The organism is Mammaliicoccus lentus (assembly GCF_947036595.1).
In the GTDB taxonomy this organism is placed as follows: Bacteria; Bacillota; Bacilli; order Staphylococcales; family Staphylococcaceae; genus Mammaliicoccus; species Mammaliicoccus lentus.
In genome coordinates, this window is record NZ_OX344834.1 from 1,998,123 (window position 1) to 2,020,039 (window position 21,917).

Annotated in this window: 22 protein-coding genes and 2 tRNA genes; 8 read left to right on the plus strand and 16 right to left on the minus strand. The window is 29.5% G+C overall.

Annotation, left to right across the window (positions count from 1 at the left end):
• Window positions 1–75: 75 nt before the first annotated feature.
• Entirely contained in the window at window positions 76–1,077 is a 1,002-nt protein-coding gene (locus tag ACNMOQ_RS09900) for an acyltransferase family protein (RefSeq protein WP_416349790.1), read from the plus strand.
• Between the two features lie 164 nt (window positions 1,078–1,241).
• On the opposite strand, the gene ACNMOQ_RS09905 is transcribed toward ACNMOQ_RS09900, so the two are convergent.
• Together ACNMOQ_RS09905 and ACNMOQ_RS09910 are read right to left on the minus strand one after the other, a co-directional pair.
• The gene (locus ACNMOQ_RS09905; protein ID WP_064205432.1) at window positions 1,242–2,408 is read right to left on the minus strand and encodes an IS256 family transposase; all 1,167 of its coding nucleotides are present in this window, start codon (window positions 2,406–2,408) and stop codon (window positions 1,242–1,244) included.
• A gap of 151 nt (window positions 2,409–2,559) precedes the next feature.
• The gene (locus ACNMOQ_RS09910) at window positions 2,560–3,096 is read right to left on the minus strand and encodes a hypothetical protein (RefSeq protein ID WP_016999618.1); all 537 of its coding nucleotides are present in this window, start codon (window positions 3,094–3,096) and stop codon (window positions 2,560–2,562) included.
• A gap of 127 nt (window positions 3,097–3,223) precedes the next feature.
• On the opposite strand from ACNMOQ_RS09910, the gene ACNMOQ_RS09915 reads away from it, so the two are divergent.
• Both ACNMOQ_RS09915 and ACNMOQ_RS09920 read left to right on the plus strand, forming a co-directional pair.
• A complete protein-coding gene (locus tag ACNMOQ_RS09915; protein WP_147641242.1) occupies window positions 3,224–4,381 on the plus strand; it encodes an aminotransferase class I/II-fold pyridoxal phosphate-dependent enzyme in 1,158 nt (385 codons plus the stop codon).
• A 15-nt stretch (window positions 4,382–4,396) separates the two neighbouring features.
• Complete coding sequence (locus ACNMOQ_RS09920) at window positions 4,397–6,001, plus strand: M20/M25/M40 family metallo-hydrolase (RefSeq protein WP_214269786.1); 1,605 nt, start codon at window positions 4,397–4,399, stop codon at window positions 5,999–6,001.
• 91 nt (window positions 6,002–6,092) lie between these two features.
• Here ACNMOQ_RS09920 and menB read toward each other — a convergent pair whose 3' ends face one another.
• Genes menB through ACNMOQ_RS09940 form a run of 4 tightly spaced genes read right to left on the minus strand, consistent with a single transcriptional unit; the run spans window position 6,093 to window position 10,726 of the window.
• Window positions 6,093–6,914 carry a 1,4-dihydroxy-2-naphthoyl-CoA synthase gene (gene menB, locus ACNMOQ_RS09925; protein WP_174700893.1) on the minus strand — a complete coding sequence of 274 codons (822 nt, stop codon included), beginning with the start codon at window positions 6,912–6,914 and terminating at the stop codon, window positions 6,093–6,095.
• Complete coding sequence (gene menH, locus ACNMOQ_RS09930; protein WP_416349791.1) at window positions 6,887–7,711, minus strand: 2-succinyl-6-hydroxy-2,4-cyclohexadiene-1-carboxylate synthase; 825 nt, start codon at window positions 7,709–7,711, stop codon at window positions 6,887–6,889. The genes menB and menH overlap by 28 nt, the downstream gene beginning before the upstream one ends.
• Window positions 7,692–9,371 (minus strand): 2-succinyl-5-enolpyruvyl-6-hydroxy-3-cyclohexene-1-carboxylic-acid synthase, encoded by a 1,680-nt coding sequence (menD, locus tag ACNMOQ_RS09935; RefSeq protein WP_017000696.1) that lies wholly within the window; start codon window positions 9,369–9,371, stop codon window positions 7,692–7,694. The genes menH and menD overlap by 20 nt, the downstream gene beginning before the upstream one ends.
• A 2-nt stretch (window positions 9,372–9,373) precedes the next feature.
• Window positions 9,374–10,726: an isochorismate synthase gene (locus ACNMOQ_RS09940; protein WP_463675590.1), complete on the minus strand. Its 1,353-nt coding sequence runs from the start codon at window positions 10,724–10,726 to the stop codon at window positions 9,374–9,376.
• Window positions 10,727–10,913: 187 nt separating this feature from the next.
• On the opposite strand from ACNMOQ_RS09940, the gene ACNMOQ_RS09945 reads away from it, so the two are divergent.
• The gene (locus tag ACNMOQ_RS09945; protein ID WP_064204879.1) at window positions 10,914–11,852 is read left to right on the plus strand and encodes a 1,4-dihydroxy-2-naphthoate polyprenyltransferase; all 939 of its coding nucleotides are present in this window, start codon (window positions 10,914–10,916) and stop codon (window positions 11,850–11,852) included.
• Window positions 11,853–11,889: 37 nt separating this feature from the next.
• Here the strand turns inward: ACNMOQ_RS09945 and ACNMOQ_RS09950 are convergent, their stop codons facing one another.
• The 8 genes from ACNMOQ_RS09950 to ACNMOQ_RS09985 form a co-directional block, all read right to left on the minus strand.
• Window positions 11,890–12,615 (minus strand): alpha/beta hydrolase, encoded by a 726-nt coding sequence (locus ACNMOQ_RS09950; RefSeq protein ID WP_416349793.1) that lies wholly within the window; start codon window positions 12,613–12,615, stop codon window positions 11,890–11,892.
• 43 nt (window positions 12,616–12,658) lie between these two features.
• The gene (locus ACNMOQ_RS09955; RefSeq protein WP_064204878.1) at window positions 12,659–13,126 is read right to left on the minus strand and encodes a GNAT family N-acetyltransferase; all 468 of its coding nucleotides are present in this window, start codon (window positions 13,124–13,126) and stop codon (window positions 12,659–12,661) included.
• A gap of 129 nt (window positions 13,127–13,255) precedes the next feature.
• A complete protein-coding gene (locus ACNMOQ_RS09960; RefSeq protein ID WP_017000701.1) occupies window positions 13,256–13,513 on the minus strand; it encodes a hypothetical protein in 258 nt (85 codons plus the stop codon).
• Between the two features lie 464 nt (window positions 13,514–13,977).
• A complete protein-coding gene (gene isaB, locus ACNMOQ_RS09965) occupies window positions 13,978–14,499 on the minus strand; it encodes an immunodominant staphylococcal antigen IsaB family protein (RefSeq protein ID WP_416349794.1) in 522 nt (173 codons plus the stop codon).
• A 358-nt stretch (window positions 14,500–14,857) separates the two neighbouring features.
• Window positions 14,858–14,945: transfer RNA gene (locus ACNMOQ_RS09970), tRNA-Ser, on the minus strand.
• 1 nt (window position 14,946) lies between these two features.
• Window positions 14,947–15,021 (minus strand) — tRNA-Asn (locus ACNMOQ_RS09975).
• Between the two features lie 130 nt (window positions 15,022–15,151).
• On the minus strand, window positions 15,152–15,715 hold the full coding sequence (locus tag ACNMOQ_RS09980; protein ID WP_017000702.1) for a competence protein ComK: 564 nt from the start codon (window positions 15,713–15,715) through the stop codon (window positions 15,152–15,154).
• Between the two features lie 157 nt (window positions 15,716–15,872).
• Complete coding sequence (locus ACNMOQ_RS09985) at window positions 15,873–16,238, minus strand: VOC family protein (RefSeq protein WP_416349795.1); 366 nt, start codon at window positions 16,236–16,238, stop codon at window positions 15,873–15,875.
• Between the two features lie 254 nt (window positions 16,239–16,492).
• Between ACNMOQ_RS09985 and ACNMOQ_RS09990 the strand changes: the two genes are divergently transcribed.
• Window positions 16,493–16,708, plus strand: coding sequence for an IDEAL domain-containing protein (locus ACNMOQ_RS09990; protein ID WP_017000704.1), 216 nt, complete (start codon window positions 16,493–16,495; stop codon window positions 16,706–16,708).
• Window positions 16,709–16,777: 69 nt separating this feature from the next.
• On the opposite strand, the gene ACNMOQ_RS09995 is transcribed toward ACNMOQ_RS09990, so the two are convergent.
• Window positions 16,778–17,773, minus strand: a complete 996-nt coding sequence (locus ACNMOQ_RS09995; RefSeq protein ID WP_416349796.1) for a lipoate--protein ligase — start codon at window positions 17,771–17,773, stop codon at window positions 16,778–16,780.
• A gap of 171 nt (window positions 17,774–17,944) precedes the next feature.
• Between ACNMOQ_RS09995 and ACNMOQ_RS10000 the strand changes: the two genes are divergently transcribed.
• Window positions 17,945–18,130: a YkvS family protein gene (locus tag ACNMOQ_RS10000; RefSeq protein ID WP_017000707.1), complete on the plus strand. Its 186-nt coding sequence runs from the start codon at window positions 17,945–17,947 to the stop codon at window positions 18,128–18,130.
• Between the two features lie 2 nt (window positions 18,131–18,132).
• Window positions 18,133–18,738 (plus strand): CPBP family glutamic-type intramembrane protease, encoded by a 606-nt coding sequence (locus ACNMOQ_RS10005; protein ID WP_064204873.1) that lies wholly within the window; start codon window positions 18,133–18,135, stop codon window positions 18,736–18,738.
• Window positions 18,739–18,816: 78 nt separating this feature from the next.
• Here the strand turns inward: ACNMOQ_RS10005 and ACNMOQ_RS10010 are convergent, their stop codons facing one another.
• Entirely contained in the window at window positions 18,817–20,331 is a 1,515-nt protein-coding gene (locus ACNMOQ_RS10010) for a bifunctional metallophosphatase/5'-nucleotidase (protein WP_416349797.1), read from the minus strand.
• Window positions 20,332–20,431: 100 nt separating this feature from the next.
• Between ACNMOQ_RS10010 and ACNMOQ_RS10015 the strand changes: the two genes are divergently transcribed.
• The gene (locus tag ACNMOQ_RS10015; protein WP_064211114.1) at window positions 20,432–21,904 is read left to right on the plus strand and encodes an ATP-binding protein; all 1,473 of its coding nucleotides are present in this window, start codon (window positions 20,432–20,434) and stop codon (window positions 21,902–21,904) included.
• The last annotated feature ends 13 nt before the right edge of the window (window positions 21,905–21,917 follow it).

The following is a 21,917-nucleotide window of genomic DNA, read 5'->3' on the forward strand; positions in this document are numbered from 1 at the left end:
TGTACATTGAACTTATTTAATTTATAATCTACATTTCATAGAAAGCGTAAACACTTGATTTAAGGGAGTATTTTCATGACAAATCATAAAGAAAGAGATCATTATTTTGATAACGCCAGGTTTTTCTTAATTGTACTAGTGGTGTTTGGACATTTATTAAGGTCTTATATTAACGATAACCATTTAATTAAAGCGCTGTATATGTTTATATATAGTTTCCATATGCCGGCATTTGTACTTATCTCGGGTTTCTTTGCAAAAAGTGTTGGTAAGCCAGGATACATAAAGAAAATTACTATTAAATTACTTTTACCTTATTTAATTTTCCAAGTTTTTTATGGATTGTATTATTACTTTATAGACAGAGACGATACATTAAATGTTAGCCCCTTCGATCCTCAATGGGCAATGTGGTTCTTAGTCAGTCTATTTTCATGGCATATCATTTTACATTTTGTAAGAAACTTCAACCCATATGCTACTTTTATTATTGCTATTTTAATAGGTTTATTAGTAGGATACTTCGATTTTATTAATGCAAAATTAAGCCTTTCAAGAACTTTCGTGTTCTTCCCTATTTTCTTATTAGGTTATTATATTAATAAAGAGCAATCTATAATTCTAAGAAATAAAAAGTATCTTTGGATTTCTTGTCTAAGTTTAATCGTTATCTTTATTGCATATTTAATGACTGATTATAATTTTGAATGGCTATTTGGTAGTAAACCATATTCAGAAATTGATCGTGACGTCACTGTTTACAGTGCCTTAAAACGACTATTTATTTATATTGTTATTTTCGTTTCAACATTAAGTTTTATGAATCTAATACCTGAACGAAAACTATCTTTAACATACATCGGTTCTAGAACTATGTTTATATATTTATTACATGGATTATTCGTTGGACTGTTCAGATCTCAAGCATGGGATAAGTTTTTAATAGAACAACCATATGCTTGGATTGGAATCATCGCTATAACCATTATAATTGTTTACTTCTTTAGTACTGATCTTGTTAAACATTATGCAAATCCAGTTGTAAACATGAAAAAACCACCTAAAAAGAAAGAATAGAATATAAATTAAAAATAAAAAAGTCAAGTCCATATTTATGTGTAATATCTTTAGAAGTAATCAACCTTTGGTTTTTTAGAATGTATTAACAAAATAAATCTGTTTGATTTTTAGCAGATTCATTTTGTTAATCTCTACTTATTTTTCAAAAATAAGTAGTAAGTTTAAGGAATAAAAGGTCTTTTAGCATTATCTAGATTTTCTTGAATATCCATGAGTAATGCACCAATTAATCTAAAAGCTGAGTCTAGGTTAGGGAAAGTCTTAATGACTTTCTCTCTTTTTCTAAGCTGCATATTTATATTTTCAATAGAGTTAGTAGTTCGTATATTCTTATGGTGTTGTGCTGGAAATCTATAAAACTGTGTGGCATCTTCGAAGCCCTGATCTAATATATTTAAAGCTTCTGAATACTTAGGATTATTTTCATACTTAGTTACAAATTCATTTTTACTTTCAAGCGCATGTTGATATGTAGGAGCTTGAAAAATAGATTTAAGTAATGTTCTTGCCTCTTGTGAATTCTTTTTTGGAAATCTTTCAATGATGTTTTTAAGAAGATGAAATGTACAACGTTGCCAAGTTGAATCTATAAATTGTGATTTAATAGACTTAATAAGACCAGAATGTGCATCAGAAATAATGAGCTCAGGAGTTGTGAGGCCACGCATTCTTAAATCTTCAAAGAACTCAGACCAAGCCTGTTCAGATTCTTGATTAGAAATTTTAAAACCAATAATTTCACGTCTTTTAAGTTCATTTACTCCCATAGCTATATAAACTCCTTTAGAAACTATTTTATTATTCTCTCTAACTTTAATATGCATGGCATCAACAAATACATATCTGTACTGATGACTAGTAATAGGTCTACTCGACCACTTTTGAATATCGGGGTCAATATTTTTCATAACTTCTGAAATCGTAGATTTCGAAACAGATTTACCTGCCAGAGCCTCTACAATTTTCGTGATGTTTCTAGTTGAAACGCCATTAATATAAGCTTCTATCATCGCTAAAATCAGTGATTGATCAGAGCGAGAATATTGATCAAAAACTTCAGTTGTAAATTCGCCATCACGCGTTCTAGGTACTTTTAAATGAAGTGTTCCGACTGGAATCATAAAATCACGTTCATAGTAGCCATTTCGTTGTGCAATCCTTTCAGGATGCTTTTGTTTGAAATCAGCGTTCACAAACTGATCTCTTTCCATTTCCATATAAGCATTTAATACAGTTACAGCTATACTTTTCATAGCAGTATTTAAATTACTTTCTAAAATAGCACTTGCCAATTCTTCAAAGTCTACGTTAATATTTAACTGAGTCATATATAGGTCACCTCTACAATATTTTCTTAGTCGATTACATTGTACTAAAGTGAGCTATATTTGGCTCTTTTTTTATTACACAATTATATGGACATATTCAATAAAAAGGATGTTTTCGCTAGAAACTAGCGAAAACATCCTTTTTGTATACTTATCTTATTAAAGTTTCATAAGATATTGTACCTATATATTTTTCTTCTCTATTTAACAAATAAGCTGGTATATGAACATGCTTGTGAGTGATTGGTGCTAATTGATGATTATTACGTCGTATATTCTCTAAGACCTCGTATCCTGCACTTAACAAGTACGTTAAGTAATCAATCCACTCTTGTGTATATGGTGTTTCTGATTGGATAAACAAGATTGGATTTTCTTTTTTCTCAGATGGTCTCATAAAATCTGATACAAATTGTTTTTCATCTAATGACATTTCAGCTTTAGCTTTAAATTTAATATGAAACTGAGCACGTTTAATTAATTGATTGTCTTGTCCAAAATAAAACCTATGAAAATGTGGTAATTGTACTTCTGCCCTACTAATATGTATCGAATCTTCTTCAAAAGTTATCATCCATTGTTCTTCATTATTTTGCACTAATACAAATGTCGGATGAGGTAACCATTCAAAAATATCTAAAGATAATAATAATTTTAAACGCTGATTCATTTTACTTAAATCTACCATTGTAAACATCCCCATTTTTTGTAATGTTTTTCTTATTGTAATACGTTTTCGAAATTTTTGCTATATTCATTTATTTGTAGCTATATTACCGTTATAATTAAATTATCGTTTTGAAGAGGTGAAAAAAATGCAATTACCGTTAAACCGTTTTGCATCAAAACTTCAAGTATCCGGAATAAGAGCTATTTCTAACCGTATACCTGAAATTGATGATGTTATAAATCTGACAGTCGGACAACCCGACTTTCATGTACCAAATCGTGTTAAAGAAGCTATGAAAGATGCTATTGATCATAATTTTACTTCTTATTCTCATAATGCAGGCTTATTGAAACTTCGAGAAGTTGTAAAATCATATTATGAAAACCGTTTTAATGCTTATTTTAATACGAATGAAATATTAGTAACAAATGGTGCAAGTGAAGCGCTAGACACTGCATTAAGGGGCATTATAGAACAAGGTGATGAAGTACTCATCCCTGCTCCAGTTTATGCCGGTTACGTGCCTTTAGTTGAATTGCTTGGTGCAAAGCCTGTTTATATAGATACTACCCAAACAAATTTAAAAATAACACCTGAACTAGTAAAATCTCATATTACTGATAAAACTAAAGCAATATTACTTAACTATCCTAATAATCCTACGGGCATTACTTTACATAAAAATGAAGTTGAAGCATTAGTAGATGTATTTAAAGAACATCCAATTTATGTGGTTAGTGATGAAATTTATGCTGAAAATACATTTAATGATCAACATACATCTTTCGCATCATATAAAGAAATTAAAAATCAATGTATTTTATTAGGCGGTTTAAGTAAATCTCATTCGATGACTGGGTTACGTATTGGCTTTTTATTAGGTCCAGAATATGTAATGAAACAATTAACTTTTGTACATGCTTATAATTGTATTTGTGCAAATGTTCCGAGTCAGTATGCTGCTATAGAAGCACTTACACACAGTATTGATTCTCCTAAAGAAATGAATAAAGCTTACATTGAACGTCGTGATTATGTCTATAATCGTTTAATTGAAATAGGTTTTGTCTTATCAGAAAAACCTGAAGGGGCTTTTTATATCTTCCCTCAAATTTCACATTTTGGTATAGATGATTATGACTTTTGTATAAAAGCTTTAGAGGAGTATCATGTTGCTGTTGTTCCAGGTTCAGCTTTTACACATATAGGAAAAGGTTATATTAGAATTTCATACGCTTATGACCTTAAATCATTAGAAGAAGGACTTAATAGATTGGAAAAAATGATACAAGATTTATCTTAAAGGGGTTGGATTTTTATGAATTTATTATGGCAAACAAGTAAGGAACGAGAAAAATTACTAAAAAAATTAGTGAGCCATGCTTCTATTACACATTCTGAAGGTGAAAAAACATTTCCTTATTTTTTAAAGAATGAATATTTAAAACTAGATTATTTTAAATCAAGAGAAGACCAAATTATACTGCAACCGACTGGGGATGGTCGAAATGCAGTATTAGCTTATTATAAAGCACCAAACTCAAAGAAGACCTTAATATGTATTAGTCACTACGATACAGTTGGTATTGATGACTTTAGCGAATATAAAATGCATGCATTTGAAATGGATAAACTTACAGAAATTTTTAAAGAAAATGATAAATATTTATCTGAGGATGCTAAAGAAGATATCAAGACTGGCAATTATTTATTTGGTCGTGGCTCTATGGATATGAAACCTGGTCTTATGATACATATGTCAACTTTAGAAAAAGCTATATATGAATCTTGGGATATCAACATAATTGTAGTATCAGTACCTGATGAAGAAGTTGGTTCTCTCGGGATGTTAAAAACTGTAGAAAAATTAAATCAATTAAGAAAAGAAGATCAACTAGAATTTGAATTACATTTAAATAGTGAACCGACTTTCTCTCAAGCTGAAAAAGATTCCAACCACTATATTTATTCTGGTACGATTGGAAAAATAATGCCATCCGTTCTCTGTTACGGTAAAGAGACTCATGTAGGTCAACCAACACAAGGTTTAAGCTCTAATTATATTCAAAGTTTTATAAATAAAGAAATGGAATATAACCCTACTTTTAAAGAAGAATATAAAGAAGAAACGACACCATTACCAGTCTCACTAATGAGTCGTGATATTAAAGAACATTATGATGTACAAACACCATTTAGAACAGTTGCTTTATATAATATATTCTTATTTAATAAAAATGCTGAAGATGTATTCAAGACTTTTAATAGCATCGTTGAAAAAGCAGTAAAAGAGTGCGAAGAAACCTATCAAAATATTATAAAAAACGAAGGTCAATCTAGAAAAATCAATATTAATATAATGACTTTTAAGGAGTTAAAATTAACAGCTATTGAAGAATTTGGAGAGGCACACGTTAATTTAATTATTGAGCAAATTATTAATCAAATAAGTGATGAACGGGCACAAGCAATCGAAATTGCGGACCAACTAATGCATATGTTAAAAAATCTTGGGCCAACTGTAATAACATTTTTCGCACCACCCTATTATCCAGCGGCACATTCATCAGAAGATTCTTTCATAGATGAAATTGTTGAAACAGTTAGCCAAAAGTCTCTAGAACAATTCGATAGAACATCTAAAAGACAGTATTTCTTTAACGGTATAAGTGATTTAAGTTACGCAAAATATAGACAAGATGATGATGGATTTGAAAGCTATATCGAACAAACACCAAATTTCAATCAATCGTATTTCATTCCATTTCATGACATTAAAGAGATAAGTGCTCCTGTATTAAATATTGGGCCAATCGGTAAAGATGCCCACCAAGTAACGGAAAGAATCCATACTAAAAGTGCATTTGAAGAAATACCATATTTAATAGAGCATGTAATTAAGAAACATTTATTAAAATATTAATAATTATGAATAAACTATACTAAATCAAAATAAATAAGCATATCACTTAACTGATTATTTCAGTATGAAAGTGATATGCTTATTTTATATATTATGGGAATTTAGGAAATTGGTCGAAGTCTGGTTTACGTTTTTCTTTAAAGGCATCGCGGCCTTCTTTTGCTTCATCAGATGTATAATATAATAATGTTGCATCGCCAGCGAATTGTTGTAATCCTGCTAAGCCATCTGTATCAGCATTCATAGCTGCTTTTAAGAAACGTAAAGCCGTTGGTGAATGTTCCATCATTTCTTGACACCATTGTACTGTTTCGTCTTCTATTTGCTCTAAAGGTACTACTGTATTTACAAGTCCCATATCAACCGCTTCTTGTGCATCATATTGACGGCATAAGAACCAAATTTCACGAGCTTTTTTATGACCAACAATTCTAGCTAAATAACCTGAACCATATCCAGCATCAAATGAACCTACTTTTGGTCCTGTTTGACCGAATCTTGCATTTTCTGCCGCAATTGTAAGGTCACAAACGATGTGTAATACATGTCCACCACCGATTGCATATCCTCTAACCATTGCTACTACTGGTTTAGGAATAACACGGATTAAACGTTGTAAATCTAATACGTTTAAACGAGGGATTTGGTCGTCTCCGACATATCCGCCGTGACCACGCACAGATTGGTCTCCACCTGAACAGAATGCTAAGTCACCTTCACCTGTTAAGATAATTGAACCTATTCTTTCATCATCTCTTGCTCTTGAGAATGCATCAATCATTTCGTTTACTGTTAATGGCGTAAAAGCGTTTCGAACTTCTGGACGGTTAATTGTAATTTTTGCAATACCTTCAAAATATTCGTACTTAATTTCTTTATATTCTTTTATCGTTTCCCATTGTCTTGACATAATGTGCCTCCTAAAATAAATTCTACTATTATTGTATCAAATTTTGTTGGTTGTTCCACATGAATTGTGTGCCCAGCTTCTTTTACTATGTGTAATTCACTATTTTTAAAGCAATTATTCATTTTCGAACCAATATTTACAAATTTTTCATCTTCTGAACCAACAATTATACATACAGGAGTTTGTAACTGATCTAACATTGCCCAATATGATGTTTGTGATCCAGTACCATAATCAATTAAAGATTTGCTAAGCCCTTTTGGATTTTGAGATAATCTCATCTTACGGATTCTTTTACGTTCCTCAGAAGCCAGATGATTTTGAGTATTGAAAAGTGGTAATTGCTCCCACTCATTTACAAATTCAGTCACGCCTATTTCACTAATTAATTGTGCTCTGTTTTTATCAACTTCAATACGTTTCTGTTTCTCGTCATTATCTTGTATACCAGGACTAGCACTTTCCAATATAAGTCCTTTTAATACTTGTGGATGTTGAATAGCAAAGCTAAGCGCTACACGACCTCCCATAGAATAACCGTGTAAGAACACTTGATTTAAATTATAATATTCTATAACTTCTAACAATTGTTGAGCTATAAAAGACATACTCCACTCATCATCTATTCTAGATTTATCTTGTCCATGACCAGGTAAATCAATTTCAATAATATTGATATCATTATTTACGATTTTATCTTCTACTAAATGAAAAGTCGTATGGTCACTAATAAAACCATGTAACATAATAAGTGTTGGCTGATCTGTATTCAGTTCACCTTTAACGTAATGAGTTAACATATTGAATACCTTTCATTTTGCCAAATAATTCTCGATGGGTTTCCGTATTTTCTTGTCGATTTGTCATAATTTCATATAAATATGAACCGAATTGAGGTAATGTTTGTCGTTTATAATCTGAAACATTTTCAAATTTTTCATAACCTAATTCAAATAAATGCGCAACATGCTGAAAATCAAGATTCAACGGTGTACCGAATAATTTTTCAAAATGTTCTGGTGCTTCTTCTTTTTGTGGCAAGTAATTAAATATCCCACCACCATTGTTATTGAGACAAATAATCGTAATATCTAAATCATAAGCTTTGCTCATAATTAATCCATTCATATCATGGAAAAATGAGATGTCTCCTATAATCAGTGTCACTTTTCTATAAACAGACATACCTAACGCTGTTGATACAACACCATCTATACCATTAGCGCCTCTATTTGCTGCAATTTCAGCTTTTGAATCAATATTGAATGTATCTACATCTCTAATTGGCATACTGTTGCCGACAAACACAGTATCTTTAGAAGTCATTTTTTTCAATAAGCTTCCTACTGCTGCACCTTCGTCAGCTTCTTCTTCAATATGCGTCTCAATTAACGCGCGTGCTTCTTTCTCCATAGCTTGCCACTTTTTCAACCAATTTTTATTTTGTGTTGGTGTCACATCTTGAGCTTGTCTAAAGAAATCGTTTGGGCTCAATTCAACTGAAATTGTTGGAACTTTTGGAAAAGCATCTGGTGTATCGTTATTTTGTACGAGTATCTGAGGGCATTTAACTTCTTTCAACCAATTATTAAGTTGTTTAGAAACTACTGGTTGCCCCACTCTAATAATAAATTGTGGTTCGATACTTAAACCACCTTTAAACAATGCATCGTATGTTGCGATAACGTTTGGATGATTCAAACCTCTTAAATTACTTAAAGGATCAGCTAAAACCGGTATGTTATGAATAGCAGAATAAGTCAATATTTGAGATAAATCTTGACCTTGAGTATCTCCTACTACAACTACACCTCTAGGTTTTTCGATATAATTTTGAACATTTGTAAAATCAATAGACTTCTGATACTTCGTTTCTATTTTTCTTTTTGAAGATAGATATCTTCTCAATTTAACATCCGGTAATAATGGTTCTCTAAACGGAAAATTAAAATGCACTGGCCCTCTTTGTGGACCTACAAAATGTTTTTCAGCTTTAATCATATTAATATTTATTGTATTAATAGTACCTTCAGATTCATCTGCTAAAGGCATATCTATTTGAAATTTTGTGAAGTTTTGGAACATATTTACTTGATTAATAGCTTGTGGTGCACCTATGTTTCTTAGTTCGTGAGGTCTATCACTTGTTACAACGATTAGTGGTAATTTACTTATATACGCTTCAGAAACTGCTGGTGTATAGTTCGAAGCCGCTGTTCCTGAAGTACAGATTATCGCAACAGGGTTCTGATTTGCTTTAATAATACCTAAAGCGAAAAATGCAGCACTTCTTTCATCAGGGTGAATCCACGTTTTAATATGTGGATGTCTTTCACAAGCTATCGCTAAAGGTGTTGATCTAGATCCGGGACTGATTACGACATCATCAACCCCATGTTCATATAATTTCGAAACAAACGTAAATACTTGTTTAGTTAAGCTTTCAGTATGTGTACTCAAATCTACATCACTCCTAGTGCTTTTAACATCGGTTTAAATTTTAAATCTGTTTCTTCAAATTCTGATTCTGCATTTGAATCCTTAACAATTCCACAGCCAGAATACAATGTTGCTGAATTTTCATTTACTAACATTGAGCGAATAGATACAATAAATTCACCATTATCTTCTAAATCAATATAGCCTAAAGGTGCACCATATAGACCTCGTGTTCCAAATTCTTCATTCTCAATAAATCTCATTGCTTCTGCTTTCGGGAAACCTCCTAAAGCTGGAGTTGGATGTAATTGATTAACGATTTCTAATACATTTTCTGATAATAAATCAGCTTGTATTTTCGTATATAAATGATATAAATGTTTATTAGTTAATATTGTAGGCTTTTTATCGTATTCTAAGTGCTTTGTAAATGATTGAATATCGTGAATAATACTATCTACGACATATCTATGTTCAAATTGGTTTTTAGAATCATTTAATAATTCGTCTTTCAAAGATTCGTTTATTGTTTCATCATCTGTTCTACTTATAGTACCCGCAATTGCGTTTGTATATAATATACCATTACTGATTTGGCATAATTGTTCTGGTGTTTGTGAAATAAATTGAGATTTACCAGACTCAAATAATAATAAATAACTTGATTCATTTATATTCAATGAGCGCTGTAAAGCATCTTCAATATTTACTTCATTATCAAAAACAATTTGTCTTCTTCTAGATAATACTACTTTCTGTAATGCCACTGAATCTTTCATAAATTGAACTACTTTATCTACTAAAGCTTTCCACTCTTCACTTTGAATATCTTTATTAGAAATCATAGTTGGTGTTTCAATAATATCTGTTCGCTTTGATTCATCTAATTTTGATAAAATATCGTTAATCTCTTCGATGTTAAACTTTTGGCTTTGTTCTGTATAAGTTAAATAACAACGTTCATCTTCAATTGTTATTAAATATTTTGGTAAGACAAAATGACTCATACCGTAGTCTTTCCATTCATTCGTCAAAGCATGTTCAGAAAATTGGAATCCTCCGAAAAATTTCAAATGATGCTTTTTATCATGATAAACTTTTGCTTCTAATTGTTCTTTAATACTTTGCCAATACTCATAAATTTTATCGTGTTCTAGGTGTGAATATCTAGCTTCTAATACATAGCCAATACCACACATTTCTAATCTATGATCTTTCGATTTATAATAAAATCTTTGTCCCAAATAATGATTTACTTTCCTCAATAAATTAATTAAATCCGGTTGATATTGAAGCTCAATTTCAACTGAAATATAATTTTTATTCCCTTTGATTTCAGAAATCATATTTTGCTTCAAATCCGTCCTCAAGGCCATCACTCTTCCACTTCTTTCCGAAATATATCTATTTATTTATTTTATCATTTTTTCTATCAACATGCGTAATTATTGTACTTTTTAAAATGAATATATGTGAAAATATTACACAATTACAGTGATTGACCTATTGTTTGTGAAAGCATATACTAATAATGTCAAAAATATTAATATAAGAGGTAAATAAATGTCACAAAATTTATCACAGCATTCAGGTATTAAAAAATATTATCATTTGATGAGACCACATACTTTAACTGCTTCATTTGTGCCAGTGCTATTAGGTACAGCCGCTTCTAAAATATTCTTAACAGGCTCAGAATCTTCTATAAAAATTTCAGTTGTTCTAGCAATGTTATTAGCAAGCATATTAATACAAGCAGCTACAAATATGTTCAATGAATATTTTGATCACAAACGTGGTTTAGATGACCACACATCTGTTGGTATCGGTGGAGCTATTGTAAGAAATGGTATGTCGCCAAATTCAGTATACACTCTCGCAATTATATTTTATATAATCGCTTTATTACTAGGCGTGTATATTTGTATGCAAAGTACTTGGTTGTTAATCCCAATAGGACTTATTTGTATGGCGATTGGTTACTTCTACACTGGTGGACCATTCCCAATTTCTTGGACACCATTTGGAGAGATATTTGCAGGTTTCTTTATGGGATTTGTCATTATAATGATTTCATTTTATATTCAAACAGGAACAATAAATTACTATCCAGCGTTGTTAAGTATTCCAGTATCTATAACAATTGGACTTATCAACTTAGCTAATAATATTAGAGACCGTGAAAAAGATAAACAAAGCGGACGTAAAACATACGCAATTTTAGTAGGTAAAAAATTATCTATCCTAACAATGGCGATACTTTATATCTTTGCTTATGGCTTTGTTATATACTTAGCACTATTCAAACCTTATGGCTCTATCATTTGGTTAATCGCACTTATTTCAGCACCATTTCCTATAAAAGCAATTCGTCGTTTTAATAAAAATAATACACCACAATCCATGATGCCTGCTATGGCAGCTACAGGAAAAGCCAATACAATTTTCGGCTTGTTACTAGCACTTGGAGTTTATATCAGTGGTCTATTAGGTGGACTTTGAAATAAAAAGACCGAGACATTTATATGTCTCGGTCTTTTTATTTCAAAAATGCTAAAATATTTTCTTCTATTTCATCCTTATCCTCACTGCGCGTCATAAGATGTGATGAATTCGGATATGCTGTTAAAGTTTTTTCATTGCTACTCACATGTTCATATATGTATTCTGCACTTTCTTTATAAGATTGTTGATCTCGCTCACCATACTTAATGCTAATTGGATTTTGTATTTTATTTAAATTAGTCATGATATTTTCTATATAATAACAAAATTTAGTTGCACCTTCATCGTAAGTATCTATCAAAGCTATTTGTCTTTTGCTTTCATTCTCGTCTAAATTTTGTATGTAATTCATCCGTTCACCATAGCTTTTTATTCTTCTCTTAATATTATTATTATCTTTTTTGTTAGGTGCTGACATAATAACACTTTTATTTATATCCTTTTCTTCTGAGAGTTTCAATGAAAATAAACCACCTAAGGATACGCCTAAAACGTTAATTTCTTCATAACCTTCATCTATTAAGAACTGATAGCTTTTTAAGACTTGATTCCACCAATCATCAATTTGGTAATCTAAAAACGCTTCGATACTAAGCCCATGCCCTTTATAAGCCGGTACATAGCACGTAAATCCTTGTTTGTTTAGATTATAAGCCAAATCTTTAACGTCTCTTGTAGTACCTGTAAATGAGTGTAGCAATAGCACTGCCCTATCTTCACCTTTTAAATACATATGACGCGATTCTTTCAAATTTAACAAAAATTATCACTCCGTAACTATTATCTTTACAAAGTCCATTATATTACAATTTCTTTTCCATATAATAATTTGTTGTTTTGAAACCTACTTTTTCATACACTGATAAAGCTCTTTTATTATGTCCAAACACATGTAGGTTAATAGTATCCACACCCATTTCTTTACAATATTCATTAAGTGCTTCCATTGTTTGAGTACCTATACCTTGTCCTCTAAATTCTTCAAATAATTCAATATCATAAACAAATGCTCTTAATGCATGATTCTTTTCAAATACCCTAATCCATAACGTACCCACTTTGTATTCATCTTTATAAACAGTAAATATTTTATGTTCTTTCGTATTTAAGTCATCAGGCAACAATTCGTCAAAATACTTCCTTGATCTAGCGATAGCATTTTCTTTTTCATAAGCACCGCTTTTAACCTGTTCATTCGCAAAACTCATTAAAGAATGTTCTTTAAAGTCAGCAAAATCAGCTTGATTCATAAATACTAATTTAACAGTCATGTGTATACCCCCTAAATGTAAATTTATTATACATTATACACTTTTATATTTTGGAAATATATTTCTTAATTAAAAAGAGGAAATCTTTTAAAGATTTCCTCTACTTATGAATCAATATTTTTACTAACACTATTTTAATTGATTATTAGTTTTTTTATTGCTTTTTATAACTCTAACTAACAATGAAGCAGTTGGGAATAACATTAATACTAGACAAATATAATATAAATTAACAAGTGCATTTTCCCAAGTTAATGGACCTAATAGCGCGAATATAAATATAAAAGCTAATATTAAAATATTAATCCCTATACAAATAAATAAATCTGTTAATTGCGATTGACCTTTATAATCGAATGTTCTTCTCCAGTATTCAAAATACTTCATCTTGTTCTCCTTTTTCTTGTATATTATCTAAAATATATAACTTATAAAATTCATTAATTCCCACTTTCAATATATGATTATTCAAGATGAAAGTTAATGATTTTAAATTTATTGTGAGGAACTTCTCACTTTTTTATATTATATTAATTTTACATTTTTTTCAATACTTATTTTTTTATATTTTTCATTCAGTATTCATACAAATTAATATAGAATTTAATGCATGAATTCTTTTATGAATTAATTTAGATATCATTTATTCATTATATATCTTGAAATCTTGATTTTAGTATTATCTATTAATTTTCATAACTTTATCTCTCTTTTCCTTGAAAGATATGTGTAAACAGAAAATAAATATTTCGTAAACAAAAAAGCAGTAAAAATTTTTGAAATGAATTTCTACTGCTTTTCAAACACCTTATTCTAGTTAATTAAAATAAAATTATTCTATGTTGACATATTTATTTGTTAGATATGATAGTACCTAAAGATACTTTAGTTACATAACCATTCTGCAAATCGAATTTAATATTATTACCTTTCAATGTATAGTAAATTGATTTACCATTTTTAGAAGTTTTTACATTGCCTTTGCCCCAAACTTTAACTAATTGATTTTCAGAAATATGTTGTTTTCTCACCGGAAATACTGCTTGTATAGCTTTATTTTTATCAAATTTCATCATTGTTTGATCATGCACTTTTACTGGCTTAGTATACTTTTGATAACTATTTGCATTTTTAGCACTTGCATACACATGGTAACCATTAATTGTCACATTATTATACTTCACGGCATTTTTAAAGTTTTTATCTAAGATAAATCTGCCATCATGTCCTGTTGTACCTTGGTAATTATACCAGGGTGTTACTGCTGCTTCTGCAGTATTACCTTCTATAGATGTTAGCTGAGTTGTCGTCATACTAAATAATACAGTTGCTGCAATTCCACCGCTAATAGCAAGTTTAATCATTTTTTTCATTTTAATACACTCCTTAATTATTTTTATAAAAGTATTTAAACGTCTTACAAAAATTATATTACAATATATTACCAAATATTACAATATATTACGTAAACATTTCGATTTAACTTTAAAATTATTACACAATCATTACTTTTTTCTTTTTAACTTAAAAAAACCTTGATTTAACAAGGTTTTCAAATGTTACTTAAAGTAAGTTATTAATATAACAGATATGGAGTCCTTTATTATATTTTTTGATACTAACAGAAACCCCGATATTATAAAGTTTTTGGTTTTTATACTATCAGTTGAAAAATGGATTATTTTCACACAACAAAAAAGCCTGCAACCATAATGGTTACAGACTATATAACGGAGATGGAGGGATTCGAACCCTCGCGCCGCAGAACGACCTACACCCTTAGCAGGGGCGCCTCTTCAGCCAACTTGAGTACATCTCCATGGCTCCACAGGTAGGATTCGAACCTACGACCGATCGGTTAACAGCCGATAGCTCTACCACTGAGCTACTGTGGATTAATATGATTTTATCAAGCACAAATACTATTATATCAAGCATGGTCATAATTTCAAGAGTAAACTTAAAATAAATAACGGAATATTTACACTTCTAGTGTCACATATCCCATTATTTATTATTATCCATTTATTTTTTGTAATTATTTTTATTTAAATAAAAATCAATAACATCTAGCACATTATATCCCTCCTGATTTAACCCTAAATTCACAGAATTAAGTTCTCTAATGAACAAATTTTTACGATGATTTCTATAATGTAAACATGTGCAATTCAAATATTGATGATTTATAACATGTTTAGATATATTAAATATAATGGAAGGTGCTTTTTCTAATATAATTTTTGTTTTATTACCTTTTAATGGGATGAATTCTTTAACATAAAGAAGATTTAACCAAGTATTTTCTGGAGTTCTTTCGGAGTTTGTACAAAAGAAATAAGTAGAAATGATAGGTGAAACTAATATTGGAGGTTTACTTGTGATATTCGTAAGTCTTTTTGTAAATTGCTTTCTTTCATTGAAATGTTCGCCATAAAAACGGCATGACTGATTCATTATTTCTTGTGGCTTTGATTTTACCATAAACGGATCTTTTCCTGCTTCACATATTTCAGAATGAACAATATGATCATCTATTTTTATACCATGTATATAAACAGTATTTTGTTTAATAATATATTTTTCCATAGACGACCTCCTTTACAATTATTTGTATTACTATACTACTTTATTAAAAATTTTATACTATATTTAATTTCCCTCCTCCCCTTGTAATTTTTCTTTTTATTTAATTTAAATATATACAAATATTAAATTACAGTCAATACTTTTTTTTATTAAAATTCTATATTTTTTCTATGAACTCTAATCTATTATTAAAGGGATCTCTAATAAAAATCCTTTTTGACCCTGGAAATCTATCATCAGATTGATATTTAATATTCACTTCGTCACAATAAATTTTAAATGCTTCTAAATTCTCAATATTAATAGCTGGATGAGCTTTCTTTAAAGCATTAAATTCCTCTTCAATACCGATGTGAAAATCTATATCATTAATATTCAACCAAACACCCCCGTTATCTTGTAAAGATTTCGGTTTTTCTATTTCATTAAATCCTAATTTATTTGCATAAAATTCTCTTGCTGTATCTTCAGATCCTTTAGGTGCTGATAATTGTATATGGTCCCACTTTTTAAATTTAAACATTTAATTTCTCTCCTTTAATAAAAAATTACATATCTTTACATTATAAATATTTTATTTTATTATTTTCACATGGTAAAATAAGGTTGAGCATAAAAGTTTGAATATTACAAACACTTAATTATAATATAAATATAGAGGTCTATAGTTAGCTTTTCAATCAAATAGCGAAAGTTTTTAAAATTTCTGAATATTCATTGCATTTAGAAAATAAATACGCTATAATTTTAACAAATAAAGTCAAGGGGTTGTTGAAAATGAAACAATATTCACAAGTTAAACACCAAAGTCTAGAAACGTTTGTTAATAACTTAAATGATTTATCAGTTGAACTTGTTATTGACTCTGCACTTCGTGAAAATCGAAAGCGTGAATTAGCTATTTTAATTGATGAAGCACTTGTAAATCGAAATAATGAATTGTTCGATCAATACAGTGAAGAATTAATTCAATTGGAGGATTTACAATCGTGAATTGTCATTTAAATACTAGAACATAAAAGGAGACTACTTTTGACCCAAATCAAAAATAGTCTCCTTTCTTTATAACATTAAATCAATAATATCTTCTTTTTTGATATCACCAAAATAATAAAATGCATCTACATCTTTTAAAGCTTCAGTAATAGATGATTTTTGATGTTGTACTCCTATTAAAGCATCTTCAATATCTTTAACGTCCCCTACACCAAAGAAATCACCGAAAATAGCTGCATGTTCAATATTACCTTTCTTAACATCCAATTTAATTTGAATAAGTCCTCTATCAAATTTGTGACTTCTTTCAAAGTTATATTTAGGATTTTTACCGTAATTCCATTCCCACTTTTGGTATTTATTTTGACTAAGTTCGTTAATCTTATCCCAATCTTCTTTAGTTAAGTGATACTCTTCTACTTCTTCACTACCTTGTTGTTTAAATATTGAAGTTAGAATACGGTGTTTAAATGTTTCAATATCCATAGGCTCTTCAAGAAATTCTTGAATGTTTGCAACTCTTGATCGAATTGATTTAATACCTTTTGATTTAATTTTTGCTTCACTAACACGCAATGCATTTACAACTTCTTCTATTTCACTATCCAACATTAAAGTGCCGTGAGAGAACATTCTATCTCTTTGTTTAACCATTGCATTTCCTGAAATCTTTCTTTCTCCTACTTGGATATCATTTCGACCAGATAGTTCAGCTTTAACGCCCATTTCATTTAAAGCATCTACTATTGGTTGTGTGAATTTAGCAAAATTGTGAAAGCTATCTTCATCGTCTTTCGTTACAAAACTGAAGTTTAGATTACCTAAATCATGATAGACTGCTCCACCGCCAGAAATCCTTCTTACAACTTTGATATTATGTTCTTCAACGTAAGATTGATTAACTTCTTCAATTGTATTTTGATTTTTACCAACAATTATAGATGGTTGGTTAATATAGAATAAGAAATAGCTATCGTCTTTAGGCAAAGAAGTGAGTACATATTCTTCCATAGCCAAGTTAATCATTGGATCGGTAATACCATTATTACTTATAAATTTCATTCATATTTCCTCCTTATTTTTCCCCAATCAGCCTCAATATTATATTACCATATGTTGAATTAATCATATGTATGAAATGTTTGTGATAATATAGAGGTATATTCACATTTTACTTTTATATGTATAGGTAATTTAGTATAATGTTTCTTAGTATTATTTAGGAGGATTAAAATGACAATTGCAGAAGTAGGAAATATCATAGAATTTCAAGATGGCTTAAAAGGACGCGTTGAAAAAATTAATGAAAACTCAGTTATCGTAGATTTAACAATTATGGATAACTTCGAAAGTTTGGAATTACCAGAAAAAACAGTAGTAAACCATAAGCGTTATACTATAATTTCTAATGAGGGATAATAGTGAAAAAACAAATTAATGCTCAATTAATATGGTTTATTTCAAGCTTCGTCCTCTTTCATATTTTATTATTTATTATGAAAGGTGAAAAAGAAGTGTTCTGGTATTTATATACTGGTATTATGCTAATTGCTGGAATAAGCTATATATTTTACCAAAGAGAAATTAAATCTAAACGATTATTACAATCTATTGGGTACGGTTTAATAGGCGCAATATTTTTAGTCTTATTGCAGCTTTTATTATCACTCATTTATAGTGGTCTGTCTTATGAAGCACTATTTAAAGAATTAATGCGCGCTGGTGTTTTCTATAAATGGCAAATGCTTGTAACTATTGTAATCGCAATTCCTTGTCACGAACTATATATTAGAACAATATTACAAAATCAATTGCAACAAAAACTATCTCAACCTATTATTGCAATTGTAATCGCCGCATTAGCTTCAAGCTCATTATTTTTATACTTAGGTAATATTCCTATCTTTGTATTTATTTTATTAGCTCAATTAATATTGTCTACTTTATATTTTTACACGAAACGAATTATTACATCATATATAGCTCAAGTAGCAGCTATTATCATACTCGTAATTATATTTAGTTAAAATATTTTGAAACATACAAGTTTAAGTCAAAATTTAAAACAACAATCCATTGCCAAATTAATCAATGGATTGTTGTTTTTATTTTATGATTTCAAAATGATGGTCTAGTTCTATTCTACCTTTAGTTTCTGATAATTCTTCTATTATATATTCAATGACTGTCTTTTTAGACATAACATAATCATTTCCTGAAATAATATTTTTTACATTTCTATATAAATAATCTGTCATGACAACTATATATTCACTTTCTAAATCAACATCTTTCATAACTATGCGGTGACCAATTGGTTTATTTATATTAACTGTATAGTTAAACCCTTTCCAAACGGTCATCAACGTAGGTTCAAGAATCTCCTCGTTATAATAAACTTCACCATTTTGATTACTTAATGCTGTAGCTGTTCTCTCAAGAATACGTTTTATTTCTTTGCCTGATAAAGTGATTTTGATTGGCTTATCCGTGTGAATATAAGAATGATAGACATCTTTATTTTGAATTTCACCCCTTAAACCTTTACCTTCAGGATTACCTATTTGTGCACAAACAAAATCCACATTGTTAAATGCTCTCTGCATACTATTTTGAATGCATTGAATAAATACATGTGGCTCTATAAACAAATCTTTTATATCTTTATAATCTAATATAACTGGCATGTCTACTACAGGTAGTTCTGCCCAGTGTTGTACAGCTTTTTGATCAAAATAAGTAAGTTCTAATAAGTCTCTATCTTCAGGATAACTTGAAATTTCAACATGCTTAATAGAAGAGTCTATGATTTCTACAGAATTTGTTCTTTTCTTAAATTGTATAGACATATCAATGATATTAGTCGCATCTTTTCCGGGTTGGATAAAGTGAGTTTCAGCCACTTTCATATCAACTACATGCTCTTGATGCCCTGTTATAATAACGTTCACACCTTCAGTGCTTTTCATCATATTTTCGGCATTATGACTATAATAAGCTCTGTAATTACTTTTATCTGTATAAGTATTTAATCCACCATGATACAGCATAATTAAAAAGTCAGGGCTTTCTTTCTCATGTAAATACCTCACCCATCTCTTAGCTGATACCATTGATTCTCCAACAGTTACTTCGTTCTCTAATTCTACATTTTTATTCTCCATTAAACCGCTTGAAGTAAATCCTATAATTCCTATTTTAATTCCATCTACATATTTTATAGTGTAAGGTGTTGTAAAATAAGGTTCTTTTGTTTTGCTATGTTCTATATTAGCTGCTAACCAAGGGAAACGGCTTAAAGCAATTGAACGATTTAAAAAATCTAACCCGAAGTTAAATTCATCTGGGCTAACCCCACTCGCATCAAATTTCATATCATTCATAATCTTAATCATTGGATTACGTTTATATGGCGCAATTTGAGCATAATAAAATGCAAACATTGAACCAGATAACATACCACCATTATCAAGCAATAATACATGGTGATTTGTCTTACGCTTATGCTTAACATAAGTAGCCATTTTTAATATATTACCACTTATTCCTGTCCTACCTATTTGTCCATGTAAGTCAGAAGTAGCTAACAAATCAATTGTCACAGTTTCATTAGTATTCAATGTTTTTCCCCCTTTTACTTTTATTTTACCATTTTTAAAAAGAGTTATGTTTTTTTCTGCTAATTTGGTAGAATAACATCAACAGAGGTAGGAGACGTTTATGAAATCATTTAAAAAAATAATCATTCTAAATATTATCTTTGCTTTAACTGTTTCAGTATTAATTGGCTGGGTATTAAATAAAAATTATACCACTAGAATACATCAAAGATTAGATGCTACAAAAGAGATCATAGATTTAAAAATAGGAACTTTCATTACTCAAGCAGATAGTATTTCAGAGTCTTTAACGACTATATTATCTAATACAAATAATGAAGACTTTATAAATAAATTTTTAGAAGATAATCATACGAGATACACATGGATTGATCACATTTACATAATAGATAATCAAGATAATATAGTATATGACTCTAAAGGTAAGGGATATACAGATATAGAAGAATATCAGACTTATAAACATCGTTTTCCAGTTTCTAATAAAGACGAATTAAGAACTAAAAAGAAATCTCTTAAAAATTCAGATATACTACTATTAACAACTCAACTAAAAGTTAAAAATAAAGATTATACATCAGCTGTTGAAATTAATATGAACGCATTTCAAGATGAGATAAAACTTATTTCAAACCGATTTAATATTAATATTCAATCGATTAATGGAACAGAAATTTATCAAATTGGACCTGAATTTAAAAACTCTAAATCCATCAACTATGTATATAAAGACTTACCATTCTTGATAAATATTTCTGGACAATACTTTTTCATTTCAAGAATAGTAATTCCAAGTTTATTAATATTTTTAGTTATATTTTTATTATTAACAATCGTTGCATTAGTGTATAAAAGTCGCTTAGAAAGGATAGAACATGAGCGTTTAATAGAACAAGCAAATAATGAAAAACTTAGACTAATAGGGACATTAGCTGCAAATACTGCTCATGAAATTAAAAATCCCCTGACAAGTATCAATGGATTTATAGAATTAACGAGAATGAAATATGATAAAAATAAATTAGATACACATTTCAATATAATAACCGAAGAGCTAGAACGTATAAATGATATCGTTACACAGTTTTTATATTTAGGTAAACCAACAAACCTAGAGTATAAAAATATTAATATCGTACAAACAATCCAAGATGTGGAAGCATTCTTAGAGTATGAACTTGAACAGAATAATATCAACGTTATACTTAACTTACCTGATAAACCTGTTTATTCATATTTATCAGAAGACCAATTGAAACAAATATTGATAAACTTATTCCAAAACTCTAAAGACGCTTTACTACAAACAACAAATGCAAATATAACTATTAATTTGAACATAGATTCTAACAACAATATAACACTAGAATTTAAAGATAATGGTACGGGTATTACAAAAGAAACAATCCAAAACATATTTGAGCCATTTTTCACAACGAAATCTTCAGGAAGTGGCCTTGGCCTATATTTAAGTAAGAAATTAATAGAAGATTGGAACGGAAAAATATACGTTCATTCTGAAGAAGGAGAAGGAACAACATTTACTATTTCGTTACCAGTTTCTAAAAACTAAATATGTAATAGAA